Source organism: Leclercia tamurae (assembly GCF_025566055.1).
GTDB lineage: Bacteria > Pseudomonadota > Gammaproteobacteria > Enterobacterales > Enterobacteriaceae > Enterobacter > Enterobacter tamurae.
The window spans coordinates 94,247-118,653 of record NZ_JAMHKS010000065.1; the positions used below are offsets into that span (position 1 = coordinate 94,247).

At 57.6% G+C, this 24,407-nt stretch carries 23 protein-coding genes; 16 read left to right on the forward strand and 7 right to left on the reverse strand.

Features of this window, described 5'->3' with window-relative positions; translation table 11 throughout:
• Positions 1–27: 27 nt before the first annotated feature.
• The 5 genes from prfC (at position 28) to M8318_RS04585 (ending at position 4,815) form a co-directional block, all read left to right on the forward strand.
• Positions 28–1,617 carry a peptide chain release factor 3 gene (gene prfC, locus M8318_RS04565; RefSeq protein WP_166181543.1) on the forward strand — a complete coding sequence of 530 codons (1,590 nt, stop codon included), beginning with the start codon at positions 28–30 and terminating at the stop codon, positions 1,615–1,617.
• Positions 1,618–1,921: 304 nt separating this feature from the next.
• The gene (gene osmY, locus M8318_RS04570) at positions 1,922–2,539 is read left to right on the forward strand and encodes a molecular chaperone OsmY (protein ID WP_261644726.1); all 618 of its coding nucleotides are present in this window, start codon (positions 1,922–1,924) and stop codon (positions 2,537–2,539) included.
• Positions 2,540–2,663: 124 nt separating this feature from the next.
• On the forward strand, positions 2,664–2,825 hold the full coding sequence (locus M8318_RS04575; RefSeq protein ID WP_002887716.1) for a DUF1328 domain-containing protein: 162 nt from the start codon (positions 2,664–2,666) through the stop codon (positions 2,823–2,825).
• 149 nt (positions 2,826–2,974) lie between these two features.
• Positions 2,975–4,036, forward strand: coding sequence for a patatin-like phospholipase family protein (locus tag M8318_RS04580; RefSeq protein ID WP_262661122.1), 1,062 nt, complete (start codon positions 2,975–2,977; stop codon positions 4,034–4,036).
• The gene (locus tag M8318_RS04585; protein WP_262661123.1) at positions 4,033–4,815 is read left to right on the forward strand and encodes a metal-dependent hydrolase; all 783 of its coding nucleotides are present in this window, start codon (positions 4,033–4,035) and stop codon (positions 4,813–4,815) included. The genes M8318_RS04580 and M8318_RS04585 overlap by 4 nt, the downstream gene beginning before the upstream one ends.
• Here the strand turns inward: M8318_RS04585 and M8318_RS04590 are convergent.
• Positions 4,810–5,670 (reverse strand): YjjW family glycine radical enzyme activase, encoded by an 861-nt coding sequence (locus M8318_RS04590; RefSeq protein WP_262661124.1) that lies wholly within the window; start codon positions 5,668–5,670, stop codon positions 4,810–4,812. The genes M8318_RS04585 and M8318_RS04590 overlap by 6 nt on opposite strands.
• Positions 5,642–7,183, reverse strand: coding sequence for a YjjI family glycine radical enzyme (locus tag M8318_RS04595; RefSeq protein ID WP_262661125.1), 1,542 nt, complete (start codon positions 7,181–7,183; stop codon positions 5,642–5,644). The genes M8318_RS04590 and M8318_RS04595 overlap by 29 nt, the downstream gene beginning before the upstream one ends.
• A gap of 261 nt (positions 7,184–7,444) precedes the next feature.
• On the opposite strand from M8318_RS04595, the gene deoC reads away from it, so the two are divergent.
• From deoC to deoD, 4 genes are all read left to right on the forward strand, one after another.
• Positions 7,445–8,224: a deoxyribose-phosphate aldolase gene (deoC, locus tag M8318_RS04600; RefSeq protein ID WP_225759614.1), complete on the forward strand. Its 780-nt coding sequence runs from the start codon at positions 7,445–7,447 to the stop codon at positions 8,222–8,224.
• Between the two features lie 123 nt (positions 8,225–8,347).
• Positions 8,348–9,670, forward strand: coding sequence for a thymidine phosphorylase (deoA, locus tag M8318_RS04605; RefSeq protein ID WP_262661126.1), 1,323 nt, complete (start codon positions 8,348–8,350; stop codon positions 9,668–9,670).
• A gap of 50 nt (positions 9,671–9,720) precedes the next feature.
• The gene (gene deoB / locus M8318_RS04610; protein ID WP_166181549.1) at positions 9,721–10,944 is read left to right on the forward strand and encodes a phosphopentomutase; all 1,224 of its coding nucleotides are present in this window, start codon (positions 9,721–9,723) and stop codon (positions 10,942–10,944) included.
• A gap of 103 nt (positions 10,945–11,047) precedes the next feature.
• Positions 11,048–11,770, forward strand: coding sequence for a purine-nucleoside phosphorylase (gene deoD, locus M8318_RS04615; RefSeq protein WP_010427122.1), 723 nt, complete (start codon positions 11,048–11,050; stop codon positions 11,768–11,770).
• Between the two features lie 71 nt (positions 11,771–11,841).
• On the opposite strand, the gene lplA is transcribed toward deoD, so the two are convergent.
• On the reverse strand, positions 11,842–12,858 hold the full coding sequence (gene lplA, locus M8318_RS04620; RefSeq protein WP_106994157.1) for a lipoate--protein ligase LplA: 1,017 nt from the start codon (positions 12,856–12,858) through the stop codon (positions 11,842–11,844).
• Positions 12,859–12,897: 39 nt separating this feature from the next.
• Positions 12,898–13,542 (reverse strand): YtjB family periplasmic protein, encoded by a 645-nt coding sequence (locus tag M8318_RS04625; RefSeq protein ID WP_262661127.1) that lies wholly within the window; start codon positions 13,540–13,542, stop codon positions 12,898–12,900.
• Positions 13,543–13,663: 121 nt separating this feature from the next.
• Here M8318_RS04625 and serB point away from each other — a divergent pair, with 121 nt between their 5' ends.
• The 3 genes from serB to nadR are packed head-to-tail and all read left to right on the forward strand — an operon-like array spanning position 13,664 to position 17,297.
• A complete protein-coding gene (serB, locus tag M8318_RS04630) occupies positions 13,664–14,632 on the forward strand; it encodes a phosphoserine phosphatase (RefSeq protein ID WP_106994325.1) in 969 nt (322 codons plus the stop codon).
• An 11-nt stretch (positions 14,633–14,643) separates the two neighbouring features.
• Positions 14,644–16,029: a DNA repair protein RadA gene (radA, locus tag M8318_RS04635; protein ID WP_261644730.1), complete on the forward strand. Its 1,386-nt coding sequence runs from the start codon at positions 14,644–14,646 to the stop codon at positions 16,027–16,029.
• A gap of 35 nt (positions 16,030–16,064) precedes the next feature.
• Positions 16,065–17,297, forward strand: a complete 1,233-nt coding sequence (gene nadR / locus M8318_RS04640) for a multifunctional transcriptional regulator/nicotinamide-nucleotide adenylyltransferase/ribosylnicotinamide kinase NadR (RefSeq protein ID WP_262661128.1) — start codon at positions 16,065–16,067, stop codon at positions 17,295–17,297.
• 96 nt (positions 17,298–17,393) lie between these two features.
• On the opposite strand, the gene ettA is transcribed toward nadR, so the two are convergent.
• The gene (gene ettA / locus M8318_RS04645; protein ID WP_106994160.1) at positions 17,394–19,061 is read right to left on the reverse strand and encodes an energy-dependent translational throttle protein EttA; all 1,668 of its coding nucleotides are present in this window, start codon (positions 19,059–19,061) and stop codon (positions 17,394–17,396) included.
• Between the two features lie 220 nt (positions 19,062–19,281).
• Between ettA and sltY the strand changes: the two genes are divergently transcribed.
• Positions 19,282–21,219: a murein transglycosylase gene (sltY, locus tag M8318_RS04650; protein WP_262661129.1), complete on the forward strand. Its 1,938-nt coding sequence runs from the start codon at positions 19,282–19,284 to the stop codon at positions 21,217–21,219.
• A gap of 56 nt (positions 21,220–21,275) precedes the next feature.
• Positions 21,276–21,605: a trp operon repressor gene (gene trpR / locus M8318_RS04655; protein ID WP_106994162.1), complete on the forward strand. Its 330-nt coding sequence runs from the start codon at positions 21,276–21,278 to the stop codon at positions 21,603–21,605.
• Positions 21,606–21,635: 30 nt separating this feature from the next.
• Here the strand turns inward: trpR and yjjX are convergent, their stop codons facing one another.
• Positions 21,636–22,151, reverse strand: a complete 516-nt coding sequence (gene yjjX, locus M8318_RS04660; protein WP_106994327.1) for an inosine/xanthosine triphosphatase — start codon at positions 22,149–22,151, stop codon at positions 21,636–21,638.
• A 49-nt stretch (positions 22,152–22,200) separates the two neighbouring features.
• On the opposite strand from yjjX, the gene gpmB reads away from it, so the two are divergent.
• Positions 22,201–22,848 (forward strand): 2,3-diphosphoglycerate-dependent phosphoglycerate mutase GpmB, encoded by a 648-nt coding sequence (gpmB, locus tag M8318_RS04665; RefSeq protein WP_262661130.1) that lies wholly within the window; start codon positions 22,201–22,203, stop codon positions 22,846–22,848.
• On the opposite strand, the gene robA is transcribed toward gpmB, so the two are convergent.
• A complete protein-coding gene (gene robA, locus M8318_RS04670) occupies positions 22,845–23,714 on the reverse strand; it encodes an MDR efflux pump AcrAB transcriptional activator RobA (RefSeq protein WP_262661131.1) in 870 nt (289 codons plus the stop codon). The two genes, gpmB and robA, sit on opposite strands and share 4 nt — an antisense overlap.
• 214 nt (positions 23,715–23,928) lie before the next feature.
• Here robA and creA point away from each other — a divergent pair, with 214 nt between their 5' ends.
• Positions 23,929–24,399: a protein CreA gene (gene creA, locus M8318_RS04675; protein ID WP_262661132.1), complete on the forward strand. Its 471-nt coding sequence runs from the start codon at positions 23,929–23,931 to the stop codon at positions 24,397–24,399.
• Positions 24,400–24,407: the final 8 nt, after the last annotated feature.

Below are 24,407 nucleotides of genomic sequence, written 5' to 3' on the forward strand. Positions count from 1 at the left end.
GCCGCGCTTATTAAAGAAGATTTTAATATGACGTTGTCTCCTTATCTGCAAGAGGTGGCCAAGCGCCGCACTTTTGCCATTATCTCTCACCCGGATGCCGGTAAAACCACCATCACCGAAAAGGTGCTGCTGTTCGGACAGGCGATTCAGACCGCCGGTACGGTAAAAGGCCGTGGCTCCAGCCAGCATGCAAAATCTGACTGGATGGAGATGGAAAAGCAGCGTGGTATCTCGATCACCACCTCCGTGATGCAGTTCCCGTATCACGACTGTCTGGTGAACCTGCTCGATACCCCGGGGCACGAAGACTTCTCCGAAGATACCTACCGTACCCTGACGGCGGTGGACTGCTGCCTGATGGTCATCGATGCCGCGAAAGGCGTTGAAGATCGTACCCGTAAGCTGATGGAAGTGACCCGTCTGCGCGATACGCCGATCCTCACCTTTATGAACAAACTCGACCGTGACATCCGCGATCCGATGGAAGTGATGGACGAAGTGGAGCGCGAGCTGAAGATCGCCTGCGCGCCAATCACCTGGCCAATTGGCTGCGGCAAGCTGTTCAAAGGGGTCTACCACCTCTATAAAGACGAAACTTACCTGTATCAGACCGGTAAAGGTCACACCATCCAGGACGTGCGCGTCGTGAAAGGGCTGGATAACCCGGAGCTGAACGCGGCGGTCGGCGATGAGCTGGCAGAGCAGCTGCGTGACGAGCTGGAGCTGGTAAAAGGTGCGTCCCACGAGTTCGATCAGGATCTGTTCCTCGCGGGCGAAATTACGCCGGTCTTCTTCGGTACCGCGCTGGGTAACTTCGGCGTCGACCATATGCTGGACGGTCTGGTGGAGTGGGCGCCGCAGCCGATGCCACGTAAAACTGACACCCGTGAAGTGGTCGCCAGCGAAGAGAAGTTCACCGGCTTCGTATTTAAGATTCAGGCCAACATGGACCCGAAACACCGTGACCGCGTGGCCTTTATGCGCGTGGTGTCCGGTAAGTACGAAAAGGGCATGAAGCTGCGCCAGGTGCGTACCGGTAAGGACGTGGTGATCTCCGATGCGCTGACCTTTATGGCCGGTGACCGTTCCCATGTGGAAGAGGCCTACCCGGGCGACATCATTGGCCTGCATAACCACGGCACCATCCAGATTGGTGACACCTTCACCCAGGGCGAGATGATGAAGTTCACCGGTATTCCGAACTTCGCGCCGGAACTGTTCCGTCGTATCCGCCTGCGGGATCCGCTGAAGCAGAAACAGTTGCTGAAAGGGCTGGTTCAGCTGTCGGAAGAGGGTGCCGTGCAGGTGTTCCGCCCAATTTCCAATAACGATCTGATTGTCGGCGCCGTCGGGGTGCTGCAGTTCGACGTGGTGGTTGCCCGTCTGAAGAGCGAATACAACGTTGAAGCGATTTACGAATCGGTCAACGTGGCGACGGCGCGCTGGGTAGAGTGTTCTGACGTGAAGAAATTCGAAGAATTTAAACGTAAGAACGAGATCCAGCTGGCACTGGACGGTGGTGACAACCTCACCTATATCGCCCCAACCATGGTCAACCTGAACCTGGCGCACGATCGTTACCCTGACGTTCAGTTCCGCAAAACCCGCGAGCACTAATCCCTTCTCAGAGCACGGCAGCCGCCGTGCTCTGCTTAAATCCCTGCCTTATTAATCCCTTGCGGAATGTTCTTAATTCATCATCTTTTGTTACTTGTTGCTCGTTTTTTAGCCGATTCTGAAAGCAGCGCGCCGAGAGTGATCTATATTTAACTCAGTGTTTAACACCGGGCGCAGATGAAAGCTCCACTCAATGCGTGTTGATAAGGTTCTCATCTCGCCCGAGTGTTGATTGGAAGTATGAAAGACTACTTACGCATGATGATTTACGCTCGAATTCGGAGCAAACCACAGGAATACATCGATGAATACTAAAAAACTCAAGATTTCGAAAACTCTGCTGGCGGTAATGATGGGTAGTGCTCTGGTATGCGGTTCTGCAATGGCAGAAACCACAACCACGGAAAAAGCACAGTCCACAGCGAATACCGCAGGGGAAAAAATCGATAACTCTATGAATAAAGTCGGTAACTTCATGGATGACAGCTCTATCACAGCAAAAGTAAAAGCTGCGCTGGTGGATGCTGATGACATCAAGAGCACCGATATTTCCGTAGAAACCGAGAAAAACGTTGTTACGCTGAGCGGCTTTGTTGAAAGCCAGGCGCAGGCTGAAAAAGCTGTTGCCGTGGCGAAAAAGGTAGAGGGTGTGACCTCTGTCAGCGACAAACTGCACGTGCGTGACGGTAAAGAGCAGTCTGCCAAAGGCTATGCGGGCGATACCGCAACGACCAGCGAAATCAAAGCTAAACTGTTAGCGGATGACATCGTGCCATCACGTAAAGTGAAAGTTGAAACCACCGACGGTGTTGTTCAGCTGAGCGGTACCGTTGATTCAAAAGCACAGAGTGACCGTGCTGAGAGCATCGCAAAAGCCATTGATGGCGTGAAAAGTGTCAAAAACGATCTGAAAGTTAAATAAAACATCACAATCGTCCTTCTGGCTGAGGCCAGAAGGCGAGATAAGAATTACACCTTAGATATCGCCGTGAGCAACCTGAGCGCTCACCATGCGGTCGACATTAACTATGGTTAAGGAGAGTCTTATGTTTCGTTGGGGCATCATTTTTCTGGTAATCGCGTTAATTGCCGCCGCTCTGGGTTTTGGTGGTCTGGCTGGTACTGCGGCGGGCGCAGCGAAAATCGTCTTCGTCGTCGGTATTATCCTGTTCCTGGTTAGCCTGTTCACCGGACGCCGTCGTCCATAGCTCAGGTTATAGGTACTTTGAAGAAAAAGGCTCATGCTCAGCATGAGCCTTTTTTTATGCCTGGGGTTTGTCAGCATCCGATTTGAGTCATACGTCAGGTATAGGCTACTGTGTAGTAACAGAATAAATAAAAAAACAGGAAAGCAGAGGTGGGACAGCGAATTCCGGTCACGCTCGGCAATATTGCGCCGTTGGCCCTGAAACCTTTTCGACCAGGCCAGATAGCCCTGGTATGTGAGGGCGGCGGCCAGCGAGGGATCTTCACGGCAGGCGTCCTGGACGAATTCATGCGCGCGCAGTTTAATCCGTTCGATCTCTATTTCGGCACCTCCGCCGGGGCACAGAATCTTTCGGCCTACGTCTGCAATCAGCCGGGCTATGCCCGCAAAGTGATCATGCGTTACACCACCTCCCGCGACTTCTTCGATCCGCTGCGCTTTGTGCGCGGCGGCAATCTGATCGATCTCGACTGGCTGCTGGACGCCACCGCCAGCAAAATGCCGCTGGCGATGGATAACGCCTCGCGGCTGTTCGATACCGGCAAAGCCTTCTGGATGTGCGCCTGTCGCGGCGATGACTACTCGGCCAGCTATTTCTCCCCACAAAAAGAGAACTGGCTGGATATCCTTCGCGCCTCCAGTGCCATCCCCGGTTTCTACCGCACCGGCGCAGCGCTTGACGGCATCGCCTATCTGGATGGCGGGGTCAGCGACGCGATCCCGGTGCAGGAGGCGGCCCGACGCGGGGCGCAAACCATCGTGGTGATCCGCACCGTGCCGTCGCAAATGTACTACACGCCGGAGTGGTTTAAGCGGATGGAGCGCTGGCTGGGCACCAGCAGCCTGCAACCGATGCTGAATCTGGTCTCCCATCACGAGGCCAGCTACCACACCATCCAGCGCTTTATCGAGAAGCCGCCGGGCAAGCTGCGGATCTTTGAAATTTATCCCCCGCGCCCGCTCAACAGCATGGCGCTAGGCAGCCGCGTACCCGCCCTGCGGGACGACTACAAAACCGGACGCCAGTGCGGGCGCTATTTCCTGGCGACAGTGGGCAAACTGCTGGCCGAGCAGCCGCCGCTGCGTCGGATCATCGCCCCGGCCACGAGAGTGGTGCCCCCGGCAAGCGTCGCCAACGACGTGGTTGCCACACCGCTGGTGATTGCGTCCCAGGCCAATGACACCCTGTTTGATAGCGAGGATCTGGCGTGACTTACCGCTTTATCGATACCCATTGCCACTTTGATTTCCCGCCTTTCACCGACGATGAGCCAGCCAGTATCCAGCGTGCCGCCGAGGCCGGGGTGACGGCGATTGTAGTGCCCGCCATTGATGTGGCGAGCATCGATCGCGTCCTGCGCCTCGGGGCGCGCTATCCGACGCTCTATATGGCCCTGGGCCTGCACCCGATTGTGATCGAATCTCATCGCGATGAGCATCTTGACCAGCTGGAAGCGGTGCTGGCGGCGCGACCGGAAAGGCTGGTGGCGGTGGGGGAGATCGGTCTCGATCTCTACCGGGAGGATCCGCGCTTCGATCGTCAGGAAGCGATCCTTGATGCGCAGCTGAAGCTGGCGAAACGCTACGATCTGCCGGTGATCCTCCATTCCCGGCGCACCCATGACAAACTGGCGATGCACCTCAAGCGCCAGGATCTGCCCCGGACCGGCGTGGTCCATGGCTTTGCCGGCAGCCTGCAGCAGGCGCAGCGCTTCGTAGAGATGGGGTATAAAATTGGCGTTGGCGGCACCATCACCTATCCACGGGCCAGTAAAACCCGGGATGTGATGGCGCAATTACCGCTTTCCGCCCTGCTGCTGGAAACGGACGCCCCGGATATGCCCCTCAACGGTTTTCAAGGCCAGCCGAACCGCCCGGAACAGGCGGCGAGAGTATTTGCTACCTTGTGTGAACTGCGTGACGAACCCGCGGATGAGATAGCTGAGGCGCTGCTGAACAATACCCGCACGCTGTTCAGCCTGCCGCTATAAGTAGAGCGCCGGGCGGATCACTCTGATCCGCTCCCGCTCCAGCACCTCCGCCAGGGGTTCAACATCCTCTGCCGTGGCGCTCCGCCAGTGCCGGGCTTCACCATAGACGCCGTGCGCATGAAAGGCGTTGATCCTGACGGGCACATCCCCTAACCGACGAATAAACGCGATCAGCTCCCGACGGTGCGTCAGGTAATCGCAGCGATCCGGGATCACCAGCAAACGCAGCTCGCTCAGCCGGTTGTGTCCCGCCAGCCAGCAGATGCTGTGCATGATCGGTGCGTTGTCACGCCCGGTCAGGTAGCGGTGATGTTCATTATCCCAGGCCTTGAGATCCAGCATCGCCCCGTCAAACACCGGGAGCAGTTTTTGCCAGCCGGTCTCGCTTAACAGGCCGTTGCTGTCCACCAGGCAGGACAAGTGCTGCAACAGCGGATCGGCTTTCAGGGTCGTAAACAGCGCCAGCAGAAACGGCAACTGGGTGGTGGCTTCCCCGCCGCTGACGGTGATGCCGGAGATAAAGGGCGACACCTTGCGGACCTGCGCCACCACCTCCTCGACGCTTAACCGCTGCGCCATCGGCGTCGCCTGCTGCGGGCACATCTGCAGACAGGTGTCGCACTGCTGACAATGGGCCTCATCCCACCAGACCCGTCCGGCCTGAATGTTCAGCGCATCATGCGGGCAGTGCGGTACGCAGGCGGCGCAGTCGTTGCACCGTCCTATCGTCCACGGGTTGTGGCAGGTTTTGCAGCGCAGGTTACAGCCCTGCAGGAACAGGGCCAGGCGACTGCCGGGCCCGTCGACGCAGGAAAACGGGATAACCTTACTGACTAAAGCGCATCTGTTGTTCATGGCTTATCACGCGCGGCTGGCGCTCCAGAATGCGGGTGTTACGGGCGGCCTCTTCACCGAGCCAGGTGGTGTTGGTGCGAGATCCTTCGGCGCGGTATTTTTCCAGATCGGAGAGCCGCACCATATAGCCGGTCACGCGGACCAGATCGTTACCCGAGACATTGGCGCTGAACTCGCGCATCCCGGCGCGGAAGGCGCCCAGACAGAGTTCCACCACCGCCTGCGGATTGCGTTTAATGGTTTCGTCCAGGGTCAGAATGTCGCTGATCCCGGCGTGATAGTGCCGGTGATGCGGCGCTAACGCCAGCAGATGGCTGATGGGGTCGGGCTCATCGCCATAAGGCAGACGCGCCCCCGGCGTGGTGCCGACATCAGAGCTGATCCCCGACTGGGCATGCAGCATGGCGCGCTGTTTCCAGCCGTGTCTGACCGGCGTATTTTCCACAAAGGCTGCCAGCTGTTCACTGATGCGGTAGCCCAGCGCGTTGGCCAGGTCATCCTTGCCGTAGCGCCCTTTAAGCCCGGCTTTCTCGCACAGCACGTTCACCGCCTCGGCCAGGCCATACATGCCAAACATCGGCACAAAACGGTCGGGATCGATCAGCCCTTCTTTAACCAGGAAGCTATTCTCAAAGAAGCCGGACTGTTGGTACAGGACGCCGCAGCGTGCATCGATGATGGCGATCTGCTGTTGGCAGTAGTGTGGCAGCGTGCGGGTGAAGAATGCCTCTGGGGTATCGCTCTGTTCCGCGATGGCTTTCAGATTGAGGCGCACCAGGGTGCTGCCTCCGCCACCCAGCGGCAGGGAGTTGTAACAGCTGACCACGCCAAAGCTGTTTTTTGTGAAAATTTTATCATTTTCCGGCCCGTTGGCGATATGCGGCTTACTGCATTCGCAGATATTGCTGGCCACCTCCAGCAGCAGATCGTCCGGGGTGATCTCAGGATCATAAATAAAGGTCAGATTCGGTGAAACCTGCTTAAGCTCTGCGTCAGCACGTAAAATGGCGCGCGTTACCGGGCCATCGGCCGGGCCGATATTGGCGTGGACAAAGGCATCCGGCAGGGTGCGATCGAGATAGCGCCAGAAACGTTTTATTCGAATATCGATTTCTTGTTGTGTTAGAATTCTAACATACGGCTGCAGCAGCGTATCAAGATGGCCGAGGAACACCGGCATGCCGGTAACGGACGGAACGTGATGGTAAAGAATGGTTAACAGCGACAGGGCATCATCCAGATCCTGCGCCCCTTCCAGCTCCAGCCATTCCGAACCCTGTTTCAGGAACACCGCATAGTCGGGTAACACATAGCGCGGCTTGTACGGCGCGTGGCCCTCAAACATATCGCAAATAAACCCCGCCTCCAGCGCCTGACGCGCTTCAGGGGGAAGCGTCGGATAAGGCAGGTTGTTTTCCGCCTCCAACGCCAGAAAGTGGCGTTTTTGTTCGGGGCTTAACACTGGGCTTGTCACAATTTGCTGGCAACGTAGTTGCAGGCCATCGGGGGACATGTTCGCTTCCTTATTTTTCTGCAGTGATGGGGAAGGATTGTAGAAAGCGTCTCGTCGGTCGCCATTGATCCTGCGCGTGTGCCTGGCGCTTTAATCAGCAGTTGTAGCTAAATTATTTGAAGTTGATCTCATTACGGTTATGCAAATTTGTATGCGGATTTCCTTAACTGTGATGAATGTCGAAGTGAGAATGCGGGTGGATGTTAGAATACTCACAGACCCGCAAGGTAAAATTTTACGGCTATACGCCGGGAGAATGTTATGACCGATTTAACCGCAAGCAGCCTGCGCGCCCTGAAACTGATGGATCTGACCACCCTGAATGACGACGACACCAACGAGAAGGTGATCGCCCTGTGTCATCAGGCAAAAACCGCCGTGGGCAATACCGCCGCGGTATGTATCTATCCGCGTTTCATTCCGATCGCGCGTAAAACGCTGAACGAGCAGGGTACGCCGGACGTGCGTATCGCCACCGTCACCAACTTCCCACACGGCAACGACGATATCGAGATCGCCCTGGCAGAGACCCGCGCCGCTATCGCTTACGGTGCCGATGAAGTGGACGTGGTCTTCCCGTATCGCGCGCTGATCGCCGGTAATGAGCAGATCGGTTTCGATCTGGTGAAAGCCTGCAAAGAAGCCTGCGCTGCGGCAAACGTGCTGCTGAAAGTGATCATCGAAACCGGCGAGCTGAAAGAAGAAGCGCTGATTCGTAAAGCGTCTGAAATCTCCATCAAAGCCGGTGCCGATTTCATTAAAACCTCTACCGGTAAAGTGCCGGTAAACGCCACTCCGGAAAGCGCTCGCATCATGATGGAAGTGATCCGCGATATGGGCGTGGAAAAAACCGTGGGCTTCAAACCGGCAGGCGGCGTGCGTACTGCGGAAGACGCGCAGCAGTTCCTGGCGATTGCCGACGAACTGTTCGGTGCCGACTGGGCCGATTCCCGCCACTACCGCTTTGGCGCCTCCAGTCTACTGGCCAGCCTGCTGAAAGCGCTGGGTCACGGCGACGGTAAGAGCGCAAGCAGCTACTAATAGCATTGTTCGCTGTAGGCCGGATAAGGCGTAGCCGCCATCCGGCGTTGTTCCGGTTCGCCGGGTGGCGCTACGCTTACCCGGCCTACGGTTAGCCTTCGACTAATTCCTCAGGGGGTTATTTTGTTTCTCGCACAAGAAATTATTCGTAAAAAACGTGATGGTCATGCTTTAAGCGACGAAGAGATCCGTTTCTTTATCAACGGCATTCGCGACAATACCATCTCTGAAGGGCAGATTGCGGCCCTGGCGATGACCATTTTCTTCCACGATATGGCGATGCCGGAGCGCGTGTCGCTGACCATGGCGATGCGGGATTCAGGGACCGTTCTGGACTGGAAGAGCCTTAATCTTAATGGCCCGATCGTGGATAAACACTCCACCGGCGGCGTGGGTGATGTCACCTCACTGATGCTGGGCCCAATGGTCGCTGCCTGCGGCGGCTATATTCCAATGATCTCCGGGCGTGGCCTCGGCCATACCGGCGGTACGCTCGACAAACTGGAAGCCATCCCGGGCTTCGATATCTTCCCGGATGACAATCGCTTCCGCGACATTATTAAGGACGTTGGTGTGGCGATTATCGGCCAGACCAGCTCCCTTGCCCCGGCGGATAAGCGTTTTTACGCCACGCGAGACATTACCGCGACCGTCGACTCCATCCCGCTGATCACCGCCTCGATCCTCGCCAAGAAGTTGGCTGAAGGTCTGGATGCGCTGGTGATGGACGTCAAAGTGGGCAGCGGCGCCTTTATGCCGACCTATGAACTCTCTGCCGCGCTGGCCGAAGCGATCGTTGGCGTCTCCAACGGCGCAGGCGTGCGCACCACCGCGCTGCTCACCGACATGAACCAGGTCCTGGCCTCCAGCGCCGGTAACGCCGTCGAAGTACGTGAAGCGGTGCAGTTCCTGACCGGTGAATACCGTAATCCGCGTCTGCTCGACGTCACCATGGCGCTGTGCGTTGAGATGCTGATCTCCGGCAAGCTGGCGAAAGATGACGCCGACGCCCGCGCTAAACTGCAGGCGGTGCTGGATAACGGCAAAGCGGCCGAGATCTTTGGCCGGATGGTCGCCGCGCAGAAAGGCCCGACCGACTTCGTGGAAAATTACGCCAAATACCTGCCAACCGCGATGCTCAGCAAAGCGGTCTACGCGGATACCGAAGGCTTTGTCTCGGCAATGGACACCCGCGCGCTGGGCATGGCGGTGGTGTCGATGGGCGGCGGTCGTCGTCAGGCGTCGGATACCATTGATTACAGCGTCGGCTTCACCGATATGGCCCGTCTGGGCGACAGCGTTGACGGCCAACGTCCGCTGGCGGTGATCCACGCAAAAGATGAAAACAGCTGGCAGGATGCGGCGAAAGCCGTGAAGGCGGCCATTACTCTGGCAGATAAAGCGCCAGAAACCACGCCTTGCGTCTATCGTCGTATTACCGAATAGCGGTATACTGATCTGATCGCTTTTTTATAAGCACTGAGTACGGAGAACATATGAAACGTGCATTTATTATGGTGCTGGACTCATTCGGCATCGGCGCTACAGAAGACGCAGATCGCTTTGGTGACACGGGTGCAGATACCATGGGTCACATCGCAGAAGCCTGTGCCAAAGGCGAAGCGAACACCGGGCGTCAGGGCCCGCTGAATCTGCCAAACCTGACCCGTCTGGGTCTGGTGAAAGCCCACGAAGGCTCTACCGGCAACGTTGCCGCGGGTATGGATGGCAACGCGGAAGTGGTGGGCGCATACGCCTGGGCGCACGAGCTCTCTTCCGGGAAAGACACCCCGTCAGGTCACTGGGAAATCGCTGGTGTACCGGTTCTGTTCGACTGGGGCTACTTCTCTGACCACGAAAACAGCTTCCCGCAGGAGCTGCTGGATAAGCTGGTTGAGCGCGGCAACCTGCCGGGCTACCTCGGCAACTGCCACTCCTCCGGGACCGTGATCCTCGATCAGCTCGGCGAAGAGCATATGAAAACCGGCAAGCCGATCTTCTACACCTCGGCTGACTCCGTGTTCCAGATTGCCTGCCACGAAGAGACCTTTGGCCTGGATCGTCTGTACGAGCTGTGCGAAATCGCCCGTGAAGAGCTGACCGAAGGCGGCTACAACATTGGCCGCGTCATCGCGCGTCCGTTTGTGGGCGACAAAGCGGGTAACTTCCAGCGTACCGGCAACCGTCACGATCTGGCCGTTGAGCCACCAGCGCCAACCGTGCTGCAAAAACTGGTCGATGAGAAAGAGGGCCAGGTGGTTTCCGTCGGTAAAATTGCGGACATCTACGCCAACTGCGGTATCACCAAAAAAGTGAAAGCTACCGGTCTGGACGCGCTGTTTGACGCCACCGTGAAAGAGATGAAAGAAGCGGGCGACAACACCATCGTCTTCACCAACTTCGTGGACTTCGACTCCTCCTGGGGCCACCGTCGTGACGTTGCAGGCTACGCTGCGGGTCTGGAGCTGTTCGACCGCCGTCTGCCGGAGCTGATGGAGCTGGTAGGGGAAGATGACATTCTGATCCTGACCGCCGACCACGGCTGCGACCCGACCTGGACCGGTACCGACCACACCCGTGAGCACATTCCAGTGCTGGTGTACGGCCCGAAAGTGAAACCAGGCTCGCTGGGCCACCGTGAATCCTTCGCGGATATCGGCCAGACCATCGCGAAATACTTTGGTACGTCTGACATGGAATATGGCAAAGCCATGTTCTGATGCGATTGCCCGGCGGCGCGTTGCTTGCCGGGCCTACGGTTTTGGTAGGCCGGGTAAGGCGTAGCCGCCACCCGGCAAAACAACAATATAAAAGGATCTGAAGATGGCAACTCCTCACATTAATGCAGAGATGGGTGATTTCGCTGACGTCGTATTGATGCCTGGCGACCCGCTGCGCGCGAAGCACATCGCGGAAACTTTCCTCGAAGACGTGCGTGAAGTGAACAACGTTCGCGGCATGCTGGGCTTCACCGGGACCTATAAAGGCCGCAAAATTTCCGTAATGGGTCACGGCATGGGTATCCCATCCTGCTCCATCTACACCAAAGAGCTGATCACCGATTTCGGCGTGAAGAAAATCATCCGCGTCGGCTCCTGTGGCGCCGTGCGTATGGACGTTAAGCTGCGTGACATCGTTATCGGCATGGGTGCCTGCACCGATTCCAAAGTAAACCGCATGCGTTTCAAAGATCACGACTTCGCGGCGATTGCTGACTTCGGCATGGTGCGTGACGCGGTTGACGCCGCCAAAGCGCTGGGCGTTGAAGCTCGCGTGGGTAACATCTTCTCTGCGGATCTGTTCTACGCGCCAGACGGCGGCGAGATGTTCGACGTGATGGAAAAATACGGCATCCTGGGCGTGGAAATGGAAGCGGCAGGCATCTATGGTGTAGCAGCTGAGTTCGGTGCGAAAGCCCTGACTATCTGCACCGTGTCTGACCATATCCGTACTCACGAGCAGACCACTGCCGCTGAGCGTCAGACCACCTTCAACGATATGATCAAAATCGCGCTGGAATCCGTTCTGCTGGGCGATAAAGAGTAAGTCCTGTCATGCCGGGTGGCGGCTTCGCCTTACCCGGCCTACGCTTACAGGCCCGCGTTAGCGGGCTTTTATTATCTCACCGCCCGCGCAATCCAGGCCGACAGCTCCCGCAACTCCATCTCCTGCTCCGGGAAATCGCCGATCAACGCGTCGCACGCCTGCTGCAGCATATCTGCCCGATACAGACAGCCCTGCAGACGGGCCGCAAGGGCTTCTAACGGGGCCGGGTTCAGGCTGTCGGTAAAGACCTGCGTGCGGGTGATATGGCCCTTCTCGACGTCGAAGTGCAGTTCCACGCCGCCCCAGGTGAATCGCTCATCCAGCAGGTGCGAGAAGGCAGGGGCCTGGCCGAAGTTCCACTCCCAGCTGCTCTGACGGGCAAAGGTCTCGGCAAAGTTCGGCAGGTCCGGGGTCTTGTCCGGGGAGATCACTTCCGCCTCGACGCGCTCGCCGTAATGGGCGAAGAACGCCTCACGGATCGCGTCGCAGATCTGCTCGTGGGTCACGCCCGGGAGCAGATCCACCAGATTGGCAACCCGTCCGCGCACGGAGGTAATGCCTTTGGCCTGCAGCTTTTTCTGGTCGGGATTGAGGTAGTTTGCCAGGCGGCTGAGATCGGCATTCAGCAGCAGGGTGCCGTGGTGAAAACCGCGGTCCAGGGTTTCGCGATAGGCCGAGCCGGAAACCTTCCGATCGCCTTCTGGCGTTTTCACCACCAGATCGTTGCGCCCGGACGCTTCCGCCGTGGCCCCCAGCGCCTGTAACGCGCTAAGCACAATGTTGGTGGAAATGGTTTTGTCGTACTCCGGCTTCCCCGCCATAAAGGTAAAACAGGTATTGCCGAGGTCGTGGAACACCGCGCCGCCGCCGCTGCTGCGACGCGCCAGGCGGACGTTGTCCTCTTCCATGCGTCGCGTGTTGCACTCTTTCCACGGATTTTGCGCCCGGCCAATGACCACCGTATCGGCGTTGCGCCACAGGAACAGCACCCGCTGCGTGGCGGGCATCTGGCGGAAGATGCACTCTTCCACCGCAAGGTTAAACCAGGGATCGTAAGAGTCAGAGATAAGCAGGCGTAACGTCGTCATGGCAAAGTTCCTTTTCTGAATCGTCTGGCTACTTTAACACTATTCCTTCTTGTCGCTCTCTTCCTCTTCCGGCACCGACTTGCTGGCGGTAAGCAGGAAAGGGGACTGCTGCCAGCGGGTGCGTTTGCCCTGCAGCAGCGTGCGGGTCAGGACCACGCCAATTGCCAGCGACAGCAACAGCATCAGGCGCAGGATGTTGGTGGTGTTATCCACCTGTTTGGCCTCGGTGGCCAGAGTATGGGTGTCGAGGGTGAGACGCAGATAGCCGAGCGGGCCGTTTTTGCCCTGAATCGGCTCCACCAGCTGCTGGTTAAAGTAGCCGCCGGCTTTTTTACCATCCAGCGCCAGCCGATCACGCACCTCAACATGCTCGCCCGAACGTGCAATCAGCTCGCCTTCTTCATCATAAACACTGGCATCAAGGATCCGGCTCTCATCCGTCAGGATATGCAGGATCTGGCCGATACGTTTTTCATCCGGCGATTCGGTACGCATCAGGGGGGCGATGTTAAGCGACACCTGACGGGCCAGGGTGTGTGCCAGCTCTTCAAGCTGCGGGTTACGTTGTCGTTGATGATTCTGGCTGAACCAGGATGCGCCCTGCATCAGCGCCACTAACAGGGCGAGACAGGAGAGGACAATCACGGCACGATGAAGCCGGAATTTCAGTTTTGCACGAGCCATATTCCACCTGCTGAAAATTTTCGGGGTTAATGTTGCCAGAAGTGATGGTTACAAGGTAGCCTCATGCGTTATTTTCACCCCCTGGATACTTCCCGGCGCGAACGATTTTACAGGAGCTTTAATGCCAAACATTACCTGGTGCGACCTGCCCAACGATGTCTCTTTATGGCCAGGATTGCCGCTCTCATTAAGTGGTGATGAGGTAATGCCTCTGGATTACCATGCTGGCCGTAGCGGCTGGCTGCTGTATGGACGCGGCCTGGATAAACAGCAGTTAACCCAGTATCAGAGCAAGCTGGGTGCGGCGATGGTGATTGTTGCCGCCTGGTGCGTGGAAGATTATCAGGTCATTCGTCTGGCCGGCTCCCTGACCCAGCGCGCCACCCGTCTGGCGCACGACGCCGGGCTGGATGTGGCTCCCCTCGGTAAAATTCCGCATCTGAAAACCCCGGGACTGCTGGTGATGGACATGGACTCCACCGCCATTCAGATCGAGTGCATCGACGAGATCGCCAAACTGGCCGGTACCGGCGAGATGGTGGCCGAAGTGACCGAGCGTGCGATGCGCGGCGAGCTGGACTTCACCGCCAGCCTGAAACAGCGCGTGGCGACCCTGAAGGATGCCGACGCCAATATTCTTATGCAGGTGCGTGAAAAACTGCCGCTGATGCCGGGCCTGGTGCAGCTGGTGCTGAAGCTGGAAACCCTGGGCTGGAAAGTGGCCATCGCCTCCGGCGGGTTCACCTTCTTTGCCGAGTATCTGCGCGACAAGCTGCGTCTGGATGCGGTGGTCGCCAACGAACTGGAGATCAGGGACGGGAAGCTGACCGGGAATGTGGTTGGCCAGATCGTTGATGCCCAGTTCAAGGCCAGCACCCTGACGCGTCTGGCGGAAAAATATGACATCCCGGTTGCCCAGACGGTGGCGATTGGCGACGGCGCGAACGATCTGCCGATGATTAAAGTGGCCGGGCTGGGCATTGCTTACCATGCTAAACCGACCGTGAATGAAAAGACGGAAGTCATTATCCGTCATGCTGACCTGATGGGGGTGTTCTGCATTCTCTCCGGCAGCGTGAATCAGAAATAAAGAGGTAAAACGTGGCGAAAGCTCCAAAACGCGCATTTGTTTGTAATGAATGTGGTGCGGATTATCCGCGCTGGCAGGGGCAGTGCAGCGCCTGTCATGCCTGGAACACCATCACCGAAGTGCGCGGAGTTGCCGCTTCACCCACCGTCGCCCGTAACGAGCGCCTGAGCGGTTACGCAGGCAACGCGGGCGTATCAAAAGTCCAGAAGCTCTCCGACATCAGCCTTGAAGCGCTGCCGCGCTTCTCCACCGGGTTTAAGGAGTTTGACCGGGTGCTGGGAGGCGGCGTGGTACCAGGGAGCGCCATTTTGATCGGTGGTAGCCCGGGGGCCGGGAAATCGACCCTGCTGCTGCAAACCCTGTGCAAACTCGCCTCACAGATGAAAACCCTGTACGTCACCGGGGAGGAGTCGCTGCAGCAGGTGGCGATGCGCGCCCACCGCCTCTCTTTGCCGACCCAGGATCTGAATATGCTCTCCGAAACCAGCATCGAGCAGATCTGCATGATTGCTGAAGAAGAGCAGCCGAAGCTGATGGTGATCGACTCCATCCAGGTGATGCACATGGCCGACGTGCAATCGTCGCCGGGTAGCGTTGCCCAGGTGCGTGAGACCGCAGCCTACCTGACGCGCTTCGCCAAAACCCGCGGGGTAGCGATCATCATGGTCGGCCACGTCACCAAAGATGGCGCGCTGGCTGGTCCGAAAGTGCTCGAGCACTGTATCGACTGCTCCGTGATGCTGGATGGCGATGCCGATACCCGTTTCCGTACCCTGCGCAGCCACAAAAACCGCTTCGGTGCGGTGAATGAGCTGGGCGTGTTTGCCATGACCGAGCAGGGGCTGCGTGAAGTCAGCAACCCGTCGGCCATCTTCTTAAGCCGCGGAGATGAAGTGACGTCCGGCAGCTCGGTGATGGTGGTCTGGGAAGGGACACGCCCGCTGCTGGTGGAGATCCAGGCGCTGGTCGATCATTCGATGATGGGCAACCCGCGTCGCGTGGCGGTAGGCCTCGAGCAAAACCGTCTGGCGATTTTGCTGGCGGTGCTGCACCGCCACGGTGGCCTGCAGATGGCGGATCAGGACGTGTTTGTGAACGTGGTCGGTGGGGTAAAAGTCACCGAAACCAGCGCCGACCTCGCGCTGCTGCTGGCGATGGTCTCCAGCCTGCGCGACCGCCCGTTGCCACAGGATCTGGTGGTGTTTGGCGAAGTCGGGCTGGCGGGAGAGATCCGTCCGGTACCGAGCGGCCAGGAGCGTATCTCCGAGGCGGCAAAACACGGCTTCCGCCGGGCGATTGTGCCAGCCGCCAACGTGCCGAAAAAGCTGCCGGAAGGGATGACGGTTTTCCCCGTTAAAAAACTCTCTGATGCGCTAAGTGTCTTTGACGACTTATAATTACTTATTCGTTGTTGCAGGAGGCACCGTAATTTATGTCGTCATTTGACTATATCAAGACCGCGATCCGCCAGAAGGGCTGCACCTTGCAGCAGGTGGCGGAAGCCAGCGGTATGACCAAGGGCTATTTAAGCCAGCTGCTGAATGCCAAAATCAAAAGCCCCAGCGCGCAGAAGCTGGAAGCGCTGCATCGCTTTCTGGGGCTTGAGTTTCCGCGTATGCAGAAGAACATCGGCGTGGTGTTTGGCAAGTTTTACCCGCTGCATACCGGGCATGTCTACCTGATCCAGCGCGCCTGTAGCCAGGTGGACGAACTGCATATCATCATGGGCTACGATGACACGCGCGACCGCGAACTGTTCGAAGCCAGCGCCATGTCCCAGCAGCCGACCGTCTCTGACCGCCTGCGCTGGCTGTTGCAGACCTTCAAGTATCAGAAAAACATCCGCATTCATGCCTTTAATGAAGAGGGCATGGAACCTTATCCCCACGGCTGGGACGTGTGGAGCAACGGCATAAAAGCCTTTATGGAAGAGAAAGGGATCCAGCCGAACTGGATCTACACCTCTGAAGAGTCCGATGCCTCGCAGTATCCTGAACATCTGGGAACGGAAACGGTGCTGATTGACCCTAAACGCACCTTTATGAACATCAGCGGGGCGCAGATCCGCGAAAACCCGTTCCGCTACTGGGAATACATCCCGACGGAAGTGAAGCCGTTCTTTGTGCGTACCGTGGCGATCCTCGGCGGGGAGTCCAGCGGCAAATCCACTCTGGTCAACAAGCTGGCGAACATCTTCAACACCACCAGCGCCTGGGAGTATGGCCGGGATTATGTCTTCTCGCACCTCGGCGGGGATGAGATGGCGCTCCAGTATTCCGACTACGACAAAATCGCCCTCGGCCATGCCCAGTATATTGATTTCGCGGTCAAATATGCCAACAAAGTGGCGTTTGTCGATACCGACTTCGTCACTACTCAGGCCTTCTGTAAAAAGTATGAAGGGCGCGAACATCCGTTTGTGCAGGCGCTGATCGACGAGTACCGCTTCGACCTGGTGATCCTGCTGGAGAACAACACTCCGTGGGTGGCGGACGGGATGCGCAGCCTGGGCAGCTCAGTGGATCGCAGAGAGTTCCAGACGATGCTGGTGGAGATGCTGGAAGCGAACAATATCGACTTTGTGCATGTGGAAGAGGCGGATTACGACGGCCGCTTCCTGCGCTGCGTGGAGCTGGTGAAAGAGATGATGGGGGAGAAGGGGTAACACTTCTGCCGCTAATTGCCCGGCGGCGCTATGCTTGCCGGGACTACGGTTTCCCAGGCCGGGTAAGGCGAAGCCGCCACCCGGCAATCAGTGCTTTTATTTCGAAATACGCTTGTACTTGATACGCTTCGGCTCCAGCGCGTCGGCGCCCAGCGTGCGTTTCTTGTACTCTTCGTATTCGGTGAAGTTACCTTCGAAGAACTCTACTTTACCTTCATCCTGGTAATCCAGAATGTGGGTCGCGATACGGTCGAGGAACCAACGGTCGTGCGAGATAACCATCGCGCAGCCCGGGAACTCCAGCATGGCGTTTTCCAGCGCACGCAGGGTTTCGATGTCCAGGTCGTTGGTCGGTTCATCGAGCAGCAACACGTTACCGCCAACCTGCAGCAGTTTGGCCAGGTGCAGACGACCACGCTCACCACCGGACAGTTCGCCCACGCGTTTACCCTGATCAACACCCTTGAAGTTGAAGCGGCCCACGTAGGCGCGGCTTGGCATCTCGGTGTTGCCGATACGCATGATATCCTGCCCGCCGGAGACTTCTTCCCACACGGTTTTGCTGTTATCCATCGCATCACGGAACTGGTCAACGGAGGCCAGCTTCACGGTCTCACCCAGGGTGATAGTGCCGCTGTCTGGCGCTTCCTGACCGGACATCATACGGAACAGGGTCGATTTACCCGCGCCGTTCGGACCGATGATACCCACGATTGCGCCTTTCGGTACCGAGAAGCTCAGATCGTCGATCAGCACGCGGTCGCCGTAGGATTTACGTAGGTTGCTGACTTCCACCACTTTGTCACCCAGACGGGCTCCAGGTGGAATAAACAGTTCGTTGGTTTCGTTACGCTTCTGGTATTCGGCGTTGTTCAGCTCTTCAAAGCGTGCCAAACGGGCTTTGCCCTTAGACTGACGACCTTTCGCGCCCTGACGAACCCACTCCAGCTCTTTCTCAATCGACTTACGACGCGCCGCTTCCTGAGAAGCTTCCTGCGCCAGACGCTGATCTTTCTGCTCCAGCCAGGAGGAGTAGTTGCCTTCCCACGGAATACCTTCCCCGCGGTCCAGCTCGAGGATCCAGCCCGCTACGTTATCGAGGAAGTAACGGTCGTGGGTGATCGCCACTACGGTGCCTTCGAAGTCGTGCAGGAAGCGTTCCAGCCAGGCAACGGATTCCGCATCCAGGTGGTTCGTCGGTTCGTCGAGCAGCAGCATGTCTGGCTTTTCCAGCAGTAGACGGCACAGCGCGACGCGGCGGCGTTCACCCCCGGACAGTTTTTCAATTTTGGCATCCCAGTCTGGCAGACGCAGGGCATCGGCCGCGCGCTCCAGCTGCACGTTCAGGTTGTGACCGTCGTGTGCCTGGATGATCTCTTCAAACTTGCCCTGCTGAGCCGCGAGCTTATCGAAGTCAGCGTCCGGCTCGGCGTACTTCGCGTACACCTCATCCAGACCTTTCAGCGCGTTAACCACTTCGGCAACGGCTTCTTCGACGGACTCGCGAACGGTGTGCTCCGGATTCAGCTTCGGTTCCTGCGGCAGGTAACCGATTTTAAGGCCAGGCTGTGGACGGGCTTCACCTTCGATGTCTGTATCGATGCCTGCCATGATGCGCAGCAAGGTGGACTTACCGGCACCGTTGAGACCCAGAACACCGATTTTTGCGCCCGGGAAGAAGCTCAGCGAGATATTTTTAAGAATATGACGTTTCGGCGGGACCACTTTGCCGACACGATGCATGGTATAAACGAATTGAGCCACGTTGGACTTCGCCTCTTTTATCGTGATGAGAATAGTGGCGAAGTGTAGCCTTTTTCCCTGCCTAATCCCAGCCATCGACGCCGGGAGTGTTAAAGCGCGCAAGAAAGGTAAAAATGTGTCCATGACGTGGCGCGTTAAGCGATGCCTGGTTAGCATAAGTTAATTACGCTTTTGCGCGGCAAGACGCTGCATTTAACGACGATTAACAGAGGACGAGCGTGTGGTAAAAGCCAAACAGGTGGCCTGGCAAGTGCTGGCTGCCAGCGTATGCGTGCTGACCATCAGCAGCGCGGCGCGAGCCGATTCACTGGATGAACAACGTAACCGCTATGCCCAGATCAAACAGGCGTGGGATCAGCGGCAGATGGAGACGGTGCAGGCCCTGATGCCGACGCTGAAAGACTATCCGCTGTATCCGTATCTGGAATACCGTCAGCTGACTGACGATCTGATGAACCAGCCGACCGTCACCGTCAAAAACTTTATTCAGGCCAACCCGACGCTGCCGCCCGCGCGTACCTTGCAGTCGCGCTTTGTCAACGAGCTGGCGCGTCGTGAAGACTGGCGTGGCCTGCTGGCCTTTAGCCCGGAGAAGCCCGGCACCACTGAAGCGCAGTGTAACTACTACTACGCGAAGTGGGCGACGGGTCAGCAGGAAGAGGCCTGGAACGGTGCCAAAGAGCTGTGGCTCACCGGGAAAAGCCAGCCGAACGCCTGCGACTCGCTGTTTGGTGCCTGGCGCGCGTCCGGCAAGCAGGATCCGCTGGCCTACCTCGAGCGCATCCGTCTGGCGATGAAAGCGGGTAACACCCGTCTGGTGACCACCCTCGCCGGGCAGATGCCGTCGGAGTACCAGACCATCTCCAGCGCCCTGATCCAGCTGGCGAGCGATCCGAAGACGGTGATGGATTTTGCCCGCACTACCGGCGCTACCGATTTTACCCGTCAGATGGCGGCGGTGGCCTTTACCAGCGTGGCGCGGGATGACGTGGAAAACGCCCGGCTGATGATCCCGTCCCTGGCCCAGGCGCAGCAGCTGAATGACGATCAGACCCAGGAGCTGCGCGATATCGTGGCGTGGCGACTGATGGGCAATGACCTCACCGACGACCAGGCCCGCTGGCGCGACGACGCGATTATGCGCTCAAACTCCACCTCGCTGGTAGAGCGCCGGGTGCGTATGGCGCTGGGCAACGGCGATCGCCGCGGCCTGAACACCTGGCTGGCGCGTCTGCCGATGGAAGCTAAAGAGAAAGACGAGTGGCGCTACTGGCAGGCCGATCTCCTGCTGGAGCGGGGCCGGGAGGACGAGGCGAAATCGATTCTGCACGCCCTGATGCAGCAGCGTGGTTTCTATCCGATGGCGGCGGCTCAGCGCCTTGGCGAAGAGTACAGCCTCAGGATTGATAAAGCCCCGGCCGGTGTCAATGCGGCGCTGGTGAACGGGCCGGAGATGGCGCGGGTGCGTGAGTTAATGTACTGGAATCTGGATAACACCGCCCGCAGTGAATGGGCGAATCTGGTGACCAGCCGCACCGTGGAAGAGAAAGCCCAGCTGGCGCGCTATGCCTTTGATAACCGCTGGTGGGATCTGAGCGTGCAGGCGACGATCGCCGGCAAGCTGTGGGATCATCTCGAAGAGCGTTTCCCGCTGGCCTATAACGATCTGTTCAAACGCTACACCAGCGGGAAAGAGATTCCGCAGAGCTATGCGATGGCCATTGCCCGTCAGGAGAGCGCCTGGAACCCGAAAGTGCGCTCGCCGGTGGGGGCCAGTGGTCTGATGCAGGTGATGCCCGCTACTGCCGCCCATACGGTGAAGAAGTTTTCTATTCCGGGCTACAGCAGTCCGTCGCAGCTGCTGGATCCGGAGACCAACATCAACATCGGCACCACCTATCTGCAGAGCGTCTACGACCAGTTCGGGAATAACCGTATCTTTGCCTCGGCGGCCTATAACGCCGGTCCGGGACGGGTGCGCACCTGGCTTGGCAACAGCGCCGGACGTATCGACGCGGTGGCCTTTGTCGAGAGCATTCCGTTCTCGGAAACCCGCGGCTATGTGAAGAACGTGCTGGCGTATGATGCTTACTATCGCTACTTCATGGGAGAGAAAGATGCCCTGATGAGCGACAGTGAGTGGCAGCGACGTTACTGATCGGTGTGGGTTATGTTATGCTTGTACTCGTTTAAGAGTACAACAGGCGGCATAACATGACCCAGCATTCCCCATATTCATCGGCGATGGCCGAACAACGTCATCAGGAGTGGCTTCGCTTTGTAGAGCTGCTTCGTGCATCCTATGACCAGGATTTGCATCTGCCGCTGCTGCAGCTGATGCTCACCCCCGACGAGCGCGAGGCGCTGGGCACACGGGTGCGGATCATTGAGGAGTTACTGCGCGGTGAGATGAGCCAGCGCGAGCTGAAAAGCGAGCTGGGGGCGGGGATCGCCACCATCACCCGCGGATCGAACAGCCTGAAATCGGCGCCGGTTGAACTGCGCCACTGGCTCGAACAGGTATTGCTTGAGGGCAAACCGTAGGCCGGATAAGGCGAAGCCGCCATCCGGAAATTAACGGTAAATCGCGTTATGAAACGGGCTTAACGCCAGAATCACCGCCTGATGGTAAACGCTTGAGCGCGTCAGTGCCCCGGCGGTAAAGACCCCAATCGCCCCCTCTTTACGCCCAATCTCATCGATGCCCGTGTAGTGCGACATCACCGGGCCGAGCGCTTCACCTGCCCGCACTTTATCCAGAATCACTTCCGGCAGCGGCAGGGTGGCCGAGCGTGCTTCACCGCGCTGGTCGCGGCTCTCGATAACCACCCAGCTAAAGGTGGCGCCTTCGTCAATACCCGCTTCAATCGCCACCCAAAAATCGGCATCTGGACGAGCCAGCCTGGCGTTAGCCACGCGATTGCGTGCGCCAGCCCGGGTTTCTTCGCTGCCGAATGGCTGTTCCGGGACGCCGCTCTCGACGCTGACAGAGGCAATATGGCAGGATCCTTCGCCGAAGATCTCGTCAAATGCCCTTAGAATTGCCTGAATTTTGGCAGGATTAGTGGTAGCAGAGACAACCTGGTGCATAATTAAGCCTAACTCTAAAAATATCATCGCAGTATAACGGAAAAAAAGCATGTTACAGGTATACCTTGTTCGCCACGGTGAGACGCAGTGGAACGCCGAGCGACGTATTCAAGGCCAGTCAGATAGTCCACTTACGGCCAAGGGTGAAGAACAGGCCCGGCAGGTTGGCGAGCGCGCCAGAACACTGGGCATCACCCATATCATCGCCAGCGATTTAGGTCGCACTCGGCGCACAGCAGAGATCATCGCGCAGGCCTGCGGCTGCGATGTCACTGTGGATGCCCGCCTGCGCGAGCTGGACATGGGGGTGCTGGAGAAGCGGCTTATCGATACCCTGACCGAAGAGGAAGAGGCGTGGCGTCGTACGCTGGTTAACGGCTCTGAAGATGGCCGCATACCGGAAGGCGAATCGATGCTGGAGATGAGCGAGCGTATGCACGCGGCGCTGGCGGCCTGTCTGGAGCTGCCTGAGGGCAGTCGACCGCTGCTGGTGAGTCACGGTATGGCGCTGGGTTGCCTGGTCAGTACGATTCTGGGACTGCCAGCATGGGCTGAGCGTCGCCTGCGTCTGCGTAACTGCTCGCTTTCCCGCATCGATTATCAGCAGAGTCCGTGGCTGGCGTCAGGCTGGATTGTGGAGATGGCAGGGGATATCTCGCATCTCGATGCCCCTGCATTAGATGAGCTACAGCGTTAACGGCGGATTGGAATCAGGTATTCGCAGCGCAAATCGATTGGGCGTTCGTCCGGTTTAACATCCGTTGACGGATAGTAACGCTCAATATCCTGACCCTTTCTGCGATTCAGGTTCAGCATCGGCATGCAGGTACCGTACACCGTCATGATGAACTCCTGTACGCCGGTGCCCAATCCTTCATAGGTGAACATCACGTATTCACCCCCTTCCACCACCACCGGTTTCGAGCCCTGGATATAGCCGTTGGCCATCTCCGGCGTTAATGCCGTGGTGTAGAAGACCTCCTGCTCGTCATCTTTTTCCAGACTTGGACGCGTTTCGTTCAGGCCATACAGCAGCGGCGGAATGGCCGGGGCGTGGCTGAGGAAATCACGCCAGAACTGAACCCGCATCTGGTGACGAAACTCGGAGATCTGCTCCAGCGAGCAGGAATAGCTTTGAGTGGTGCCGATCAGGTGGGTTTCCGGCAGGGTGACCATCTCGTGCTTCGGCATCTCGAATTCGCCCAGACGCAGCGGCGGGCGCATCCCGAATGAACTCCAGTCCGGCGAGCGACGATAGAGCGCAGGGGTCAACGAGAACTGTTTTTTGAACGCGCGGGTAAAGGTCTGCTGCGAATCAAAACGATACTGTAAGGCGATGTCCAGAATAGGACGCGCGGTCAGGCGAAGCGCCACGGCGGATTTGGAAAGTCGACGCGCGCGGATATAGGCGCCGATGGCGTGACCGGTGACATCCTTGAACATCCGTTGTAAATGCCACTTAGAATATCCCGCTTTTGCCGCCACATTATCGAGTGACAAAGGCTGGTCCAGATGGCCTTCCAGCCAGGTAAGAAGATCGCGAATAATTCCAGCCTGATCCATATACTATCCTCATCCTTAATACAGCAGACACCCTGCTAAACAGGTTAGCGGATAATAGCATTTTTTGATGTTTTAGCATTCAGTGTTTTTTTTGCGCTTAAATGCGCTTTGCCCTGCATTTCGGGGGGATATATTCTAATCCTGTGATCTGACTACCTTTTTTCTCATCATTGTTGAATAATGACGCAATGTAATTTTCAAATATGGTAACAATATGAAATACAAGACATTGATCCTCAGTACGCTGCTTTTATTAACCGGACATGCCGCGCAGGCAGAAGAAATTGGTTCCGTTGATACCGTATTTAAGGTTTTCGGGCCTGACCATAAGATCGTTGTTGAAGCCTTTGACGATCCCGAAGTGAAAAACGTGACCTGCTATATCAGCCGGGCCAAAACCGGCGGTATTAAAGGCGGACTGGGGCTGGCGGAAGATACCTCCGATGCGGCGATCTCCTGTCAGCAGGTGGGGCCGGTTGAGCTGAGCGATAAGATTAAAAACGGCAAGTCACAGGGCGAAGTGGTATTCCAGAAACGCACCTCGCTGGTGTTCAAAAAACTGCAGGTCGTGCGTTTCTATGATGCGAAGCGTAACACCCTGGCTTATCTGGCCTACTCGGATAAGGTCGTGGAGGGATCGCCGAAAAATGCCCTCAGCGCCGTGCCGATCATGCCGTGGCATTAAATCAGGAA

Excerpts from the sequence above, each read along its gene's own strand:
- prfC (WP_166181543.1), top strand. The coding sequence starts at position 28 with ATGACGTTGTCTCCTTATCTGCAAGAGGTGGCCAAGCGCCGCACTTTT.
- osmY (WP_261644726.1), top strand. The coding sequence starts at position 1,922 with ATGAATACTAAAAAACTCAAGATTTCGAAAACTCTGCTGGCGGTAATG.
- M8318_RS04575 (WP_002887716.1), top strand. The coding sequence starts at position 2,664 with ATGTTTCGTTGGGGCATCATTTTTCTGGTAATCGCGTTAATTGCCGCC.
- M8318_RS04590 (WP_262661124.1), bottom strand. The coding sequence starts at position 5,670 with ATGAACAACAGATGCGCTTTAGTCAGTAAGGTTATCCCGTTTTCCTGC.
- M8318_RS04595 (WP_262661125.1), bottom strand. The coding sequence starts at position 7,183 with ATGTCCCCCGATGGCCTGCAACTACGTTGCCAGCAAATTGTGACAAGC.
- deoC (WP_225759614.1), top strand. The coding sequence starts at position 7,445 with ATGACCGATTTAACCGCAAGCAGCCTGCGCGCCCTGAAACTGATGGAT.
- deoB (WP_166181549.1), top strand. The coding sequence starts at position 9,721 with ATGAAACGTGCATTTATTATGGTGCTGGACTCATTCGGCATCGGCGCT.
- deoD (WP_010427122.1), top strand. The coding sequence starts at position 11,048 with ATGGCAACTCCTCACATTAATGCAGAGATGGGTGATTTCGCTGACGTC.
- lplA (WP_106994157.1), bottom strand. The coding sequence starts at position 12,858 with ATGACGACGTTACGCCTGCTTATCTCTGACTCTTACGATCCCTGGTTT.
- M8318_RS04625 (WP_262661127.1), bottom strand. The coding sequence starts at position 13,542 with ATGGCTCGTGCAAAACTGAAATTCCGGCTTCATCGTGCCGTGATTGTC.
- serB (WP_106994325.1), top strand. The coding sequence starts at position 13,664 with ATGCCAAACATTACCTGGTGCGACCTGCCCAACGATGTCTCTTTATGG.
- nadR (WP_262661128.1), top strand. The coding sequence starts at position 16,065 with ATGTCGTCATTTGACTATATCAAGACCGCGATCCGCCAGAAGGGCTGC.
- trpR (WP_106994162.1), top strand. The coding sequence starts at position 21,276 with ATGACCCAGCATTCCCCATATTCATCGGCGATGGCCGAACAACGTCAT.
- yjjX (WP_106994327.1), bottom strand. The coding sequence starts at position 22,151 with ATGCACCAGGTTGTCTCTGCTACCACTAATCCTGCCAAAATTCAGGCA.
- gpmB (WP_262661130.1), top strand. The coding sequence starts at position 22,201 with ATGTTACAGGTATACCTTGTTCGCCACGGTGAGACGCAGTGGAACGCC.
- robA (WP_262661131.1), bottom strand. The coding sequence starts at position 23,714 with ATGGATCAGGCTGGAATTATTCGCGATCTTCTTACCTGGCTGGAAGGC.
- creA (WP_262661132.1), top strand. The coding sequence starts at position 23,929 with ATGAAATACAAGACATTGATCCTCAGTACGCTGCTTTTATTAACCGGA.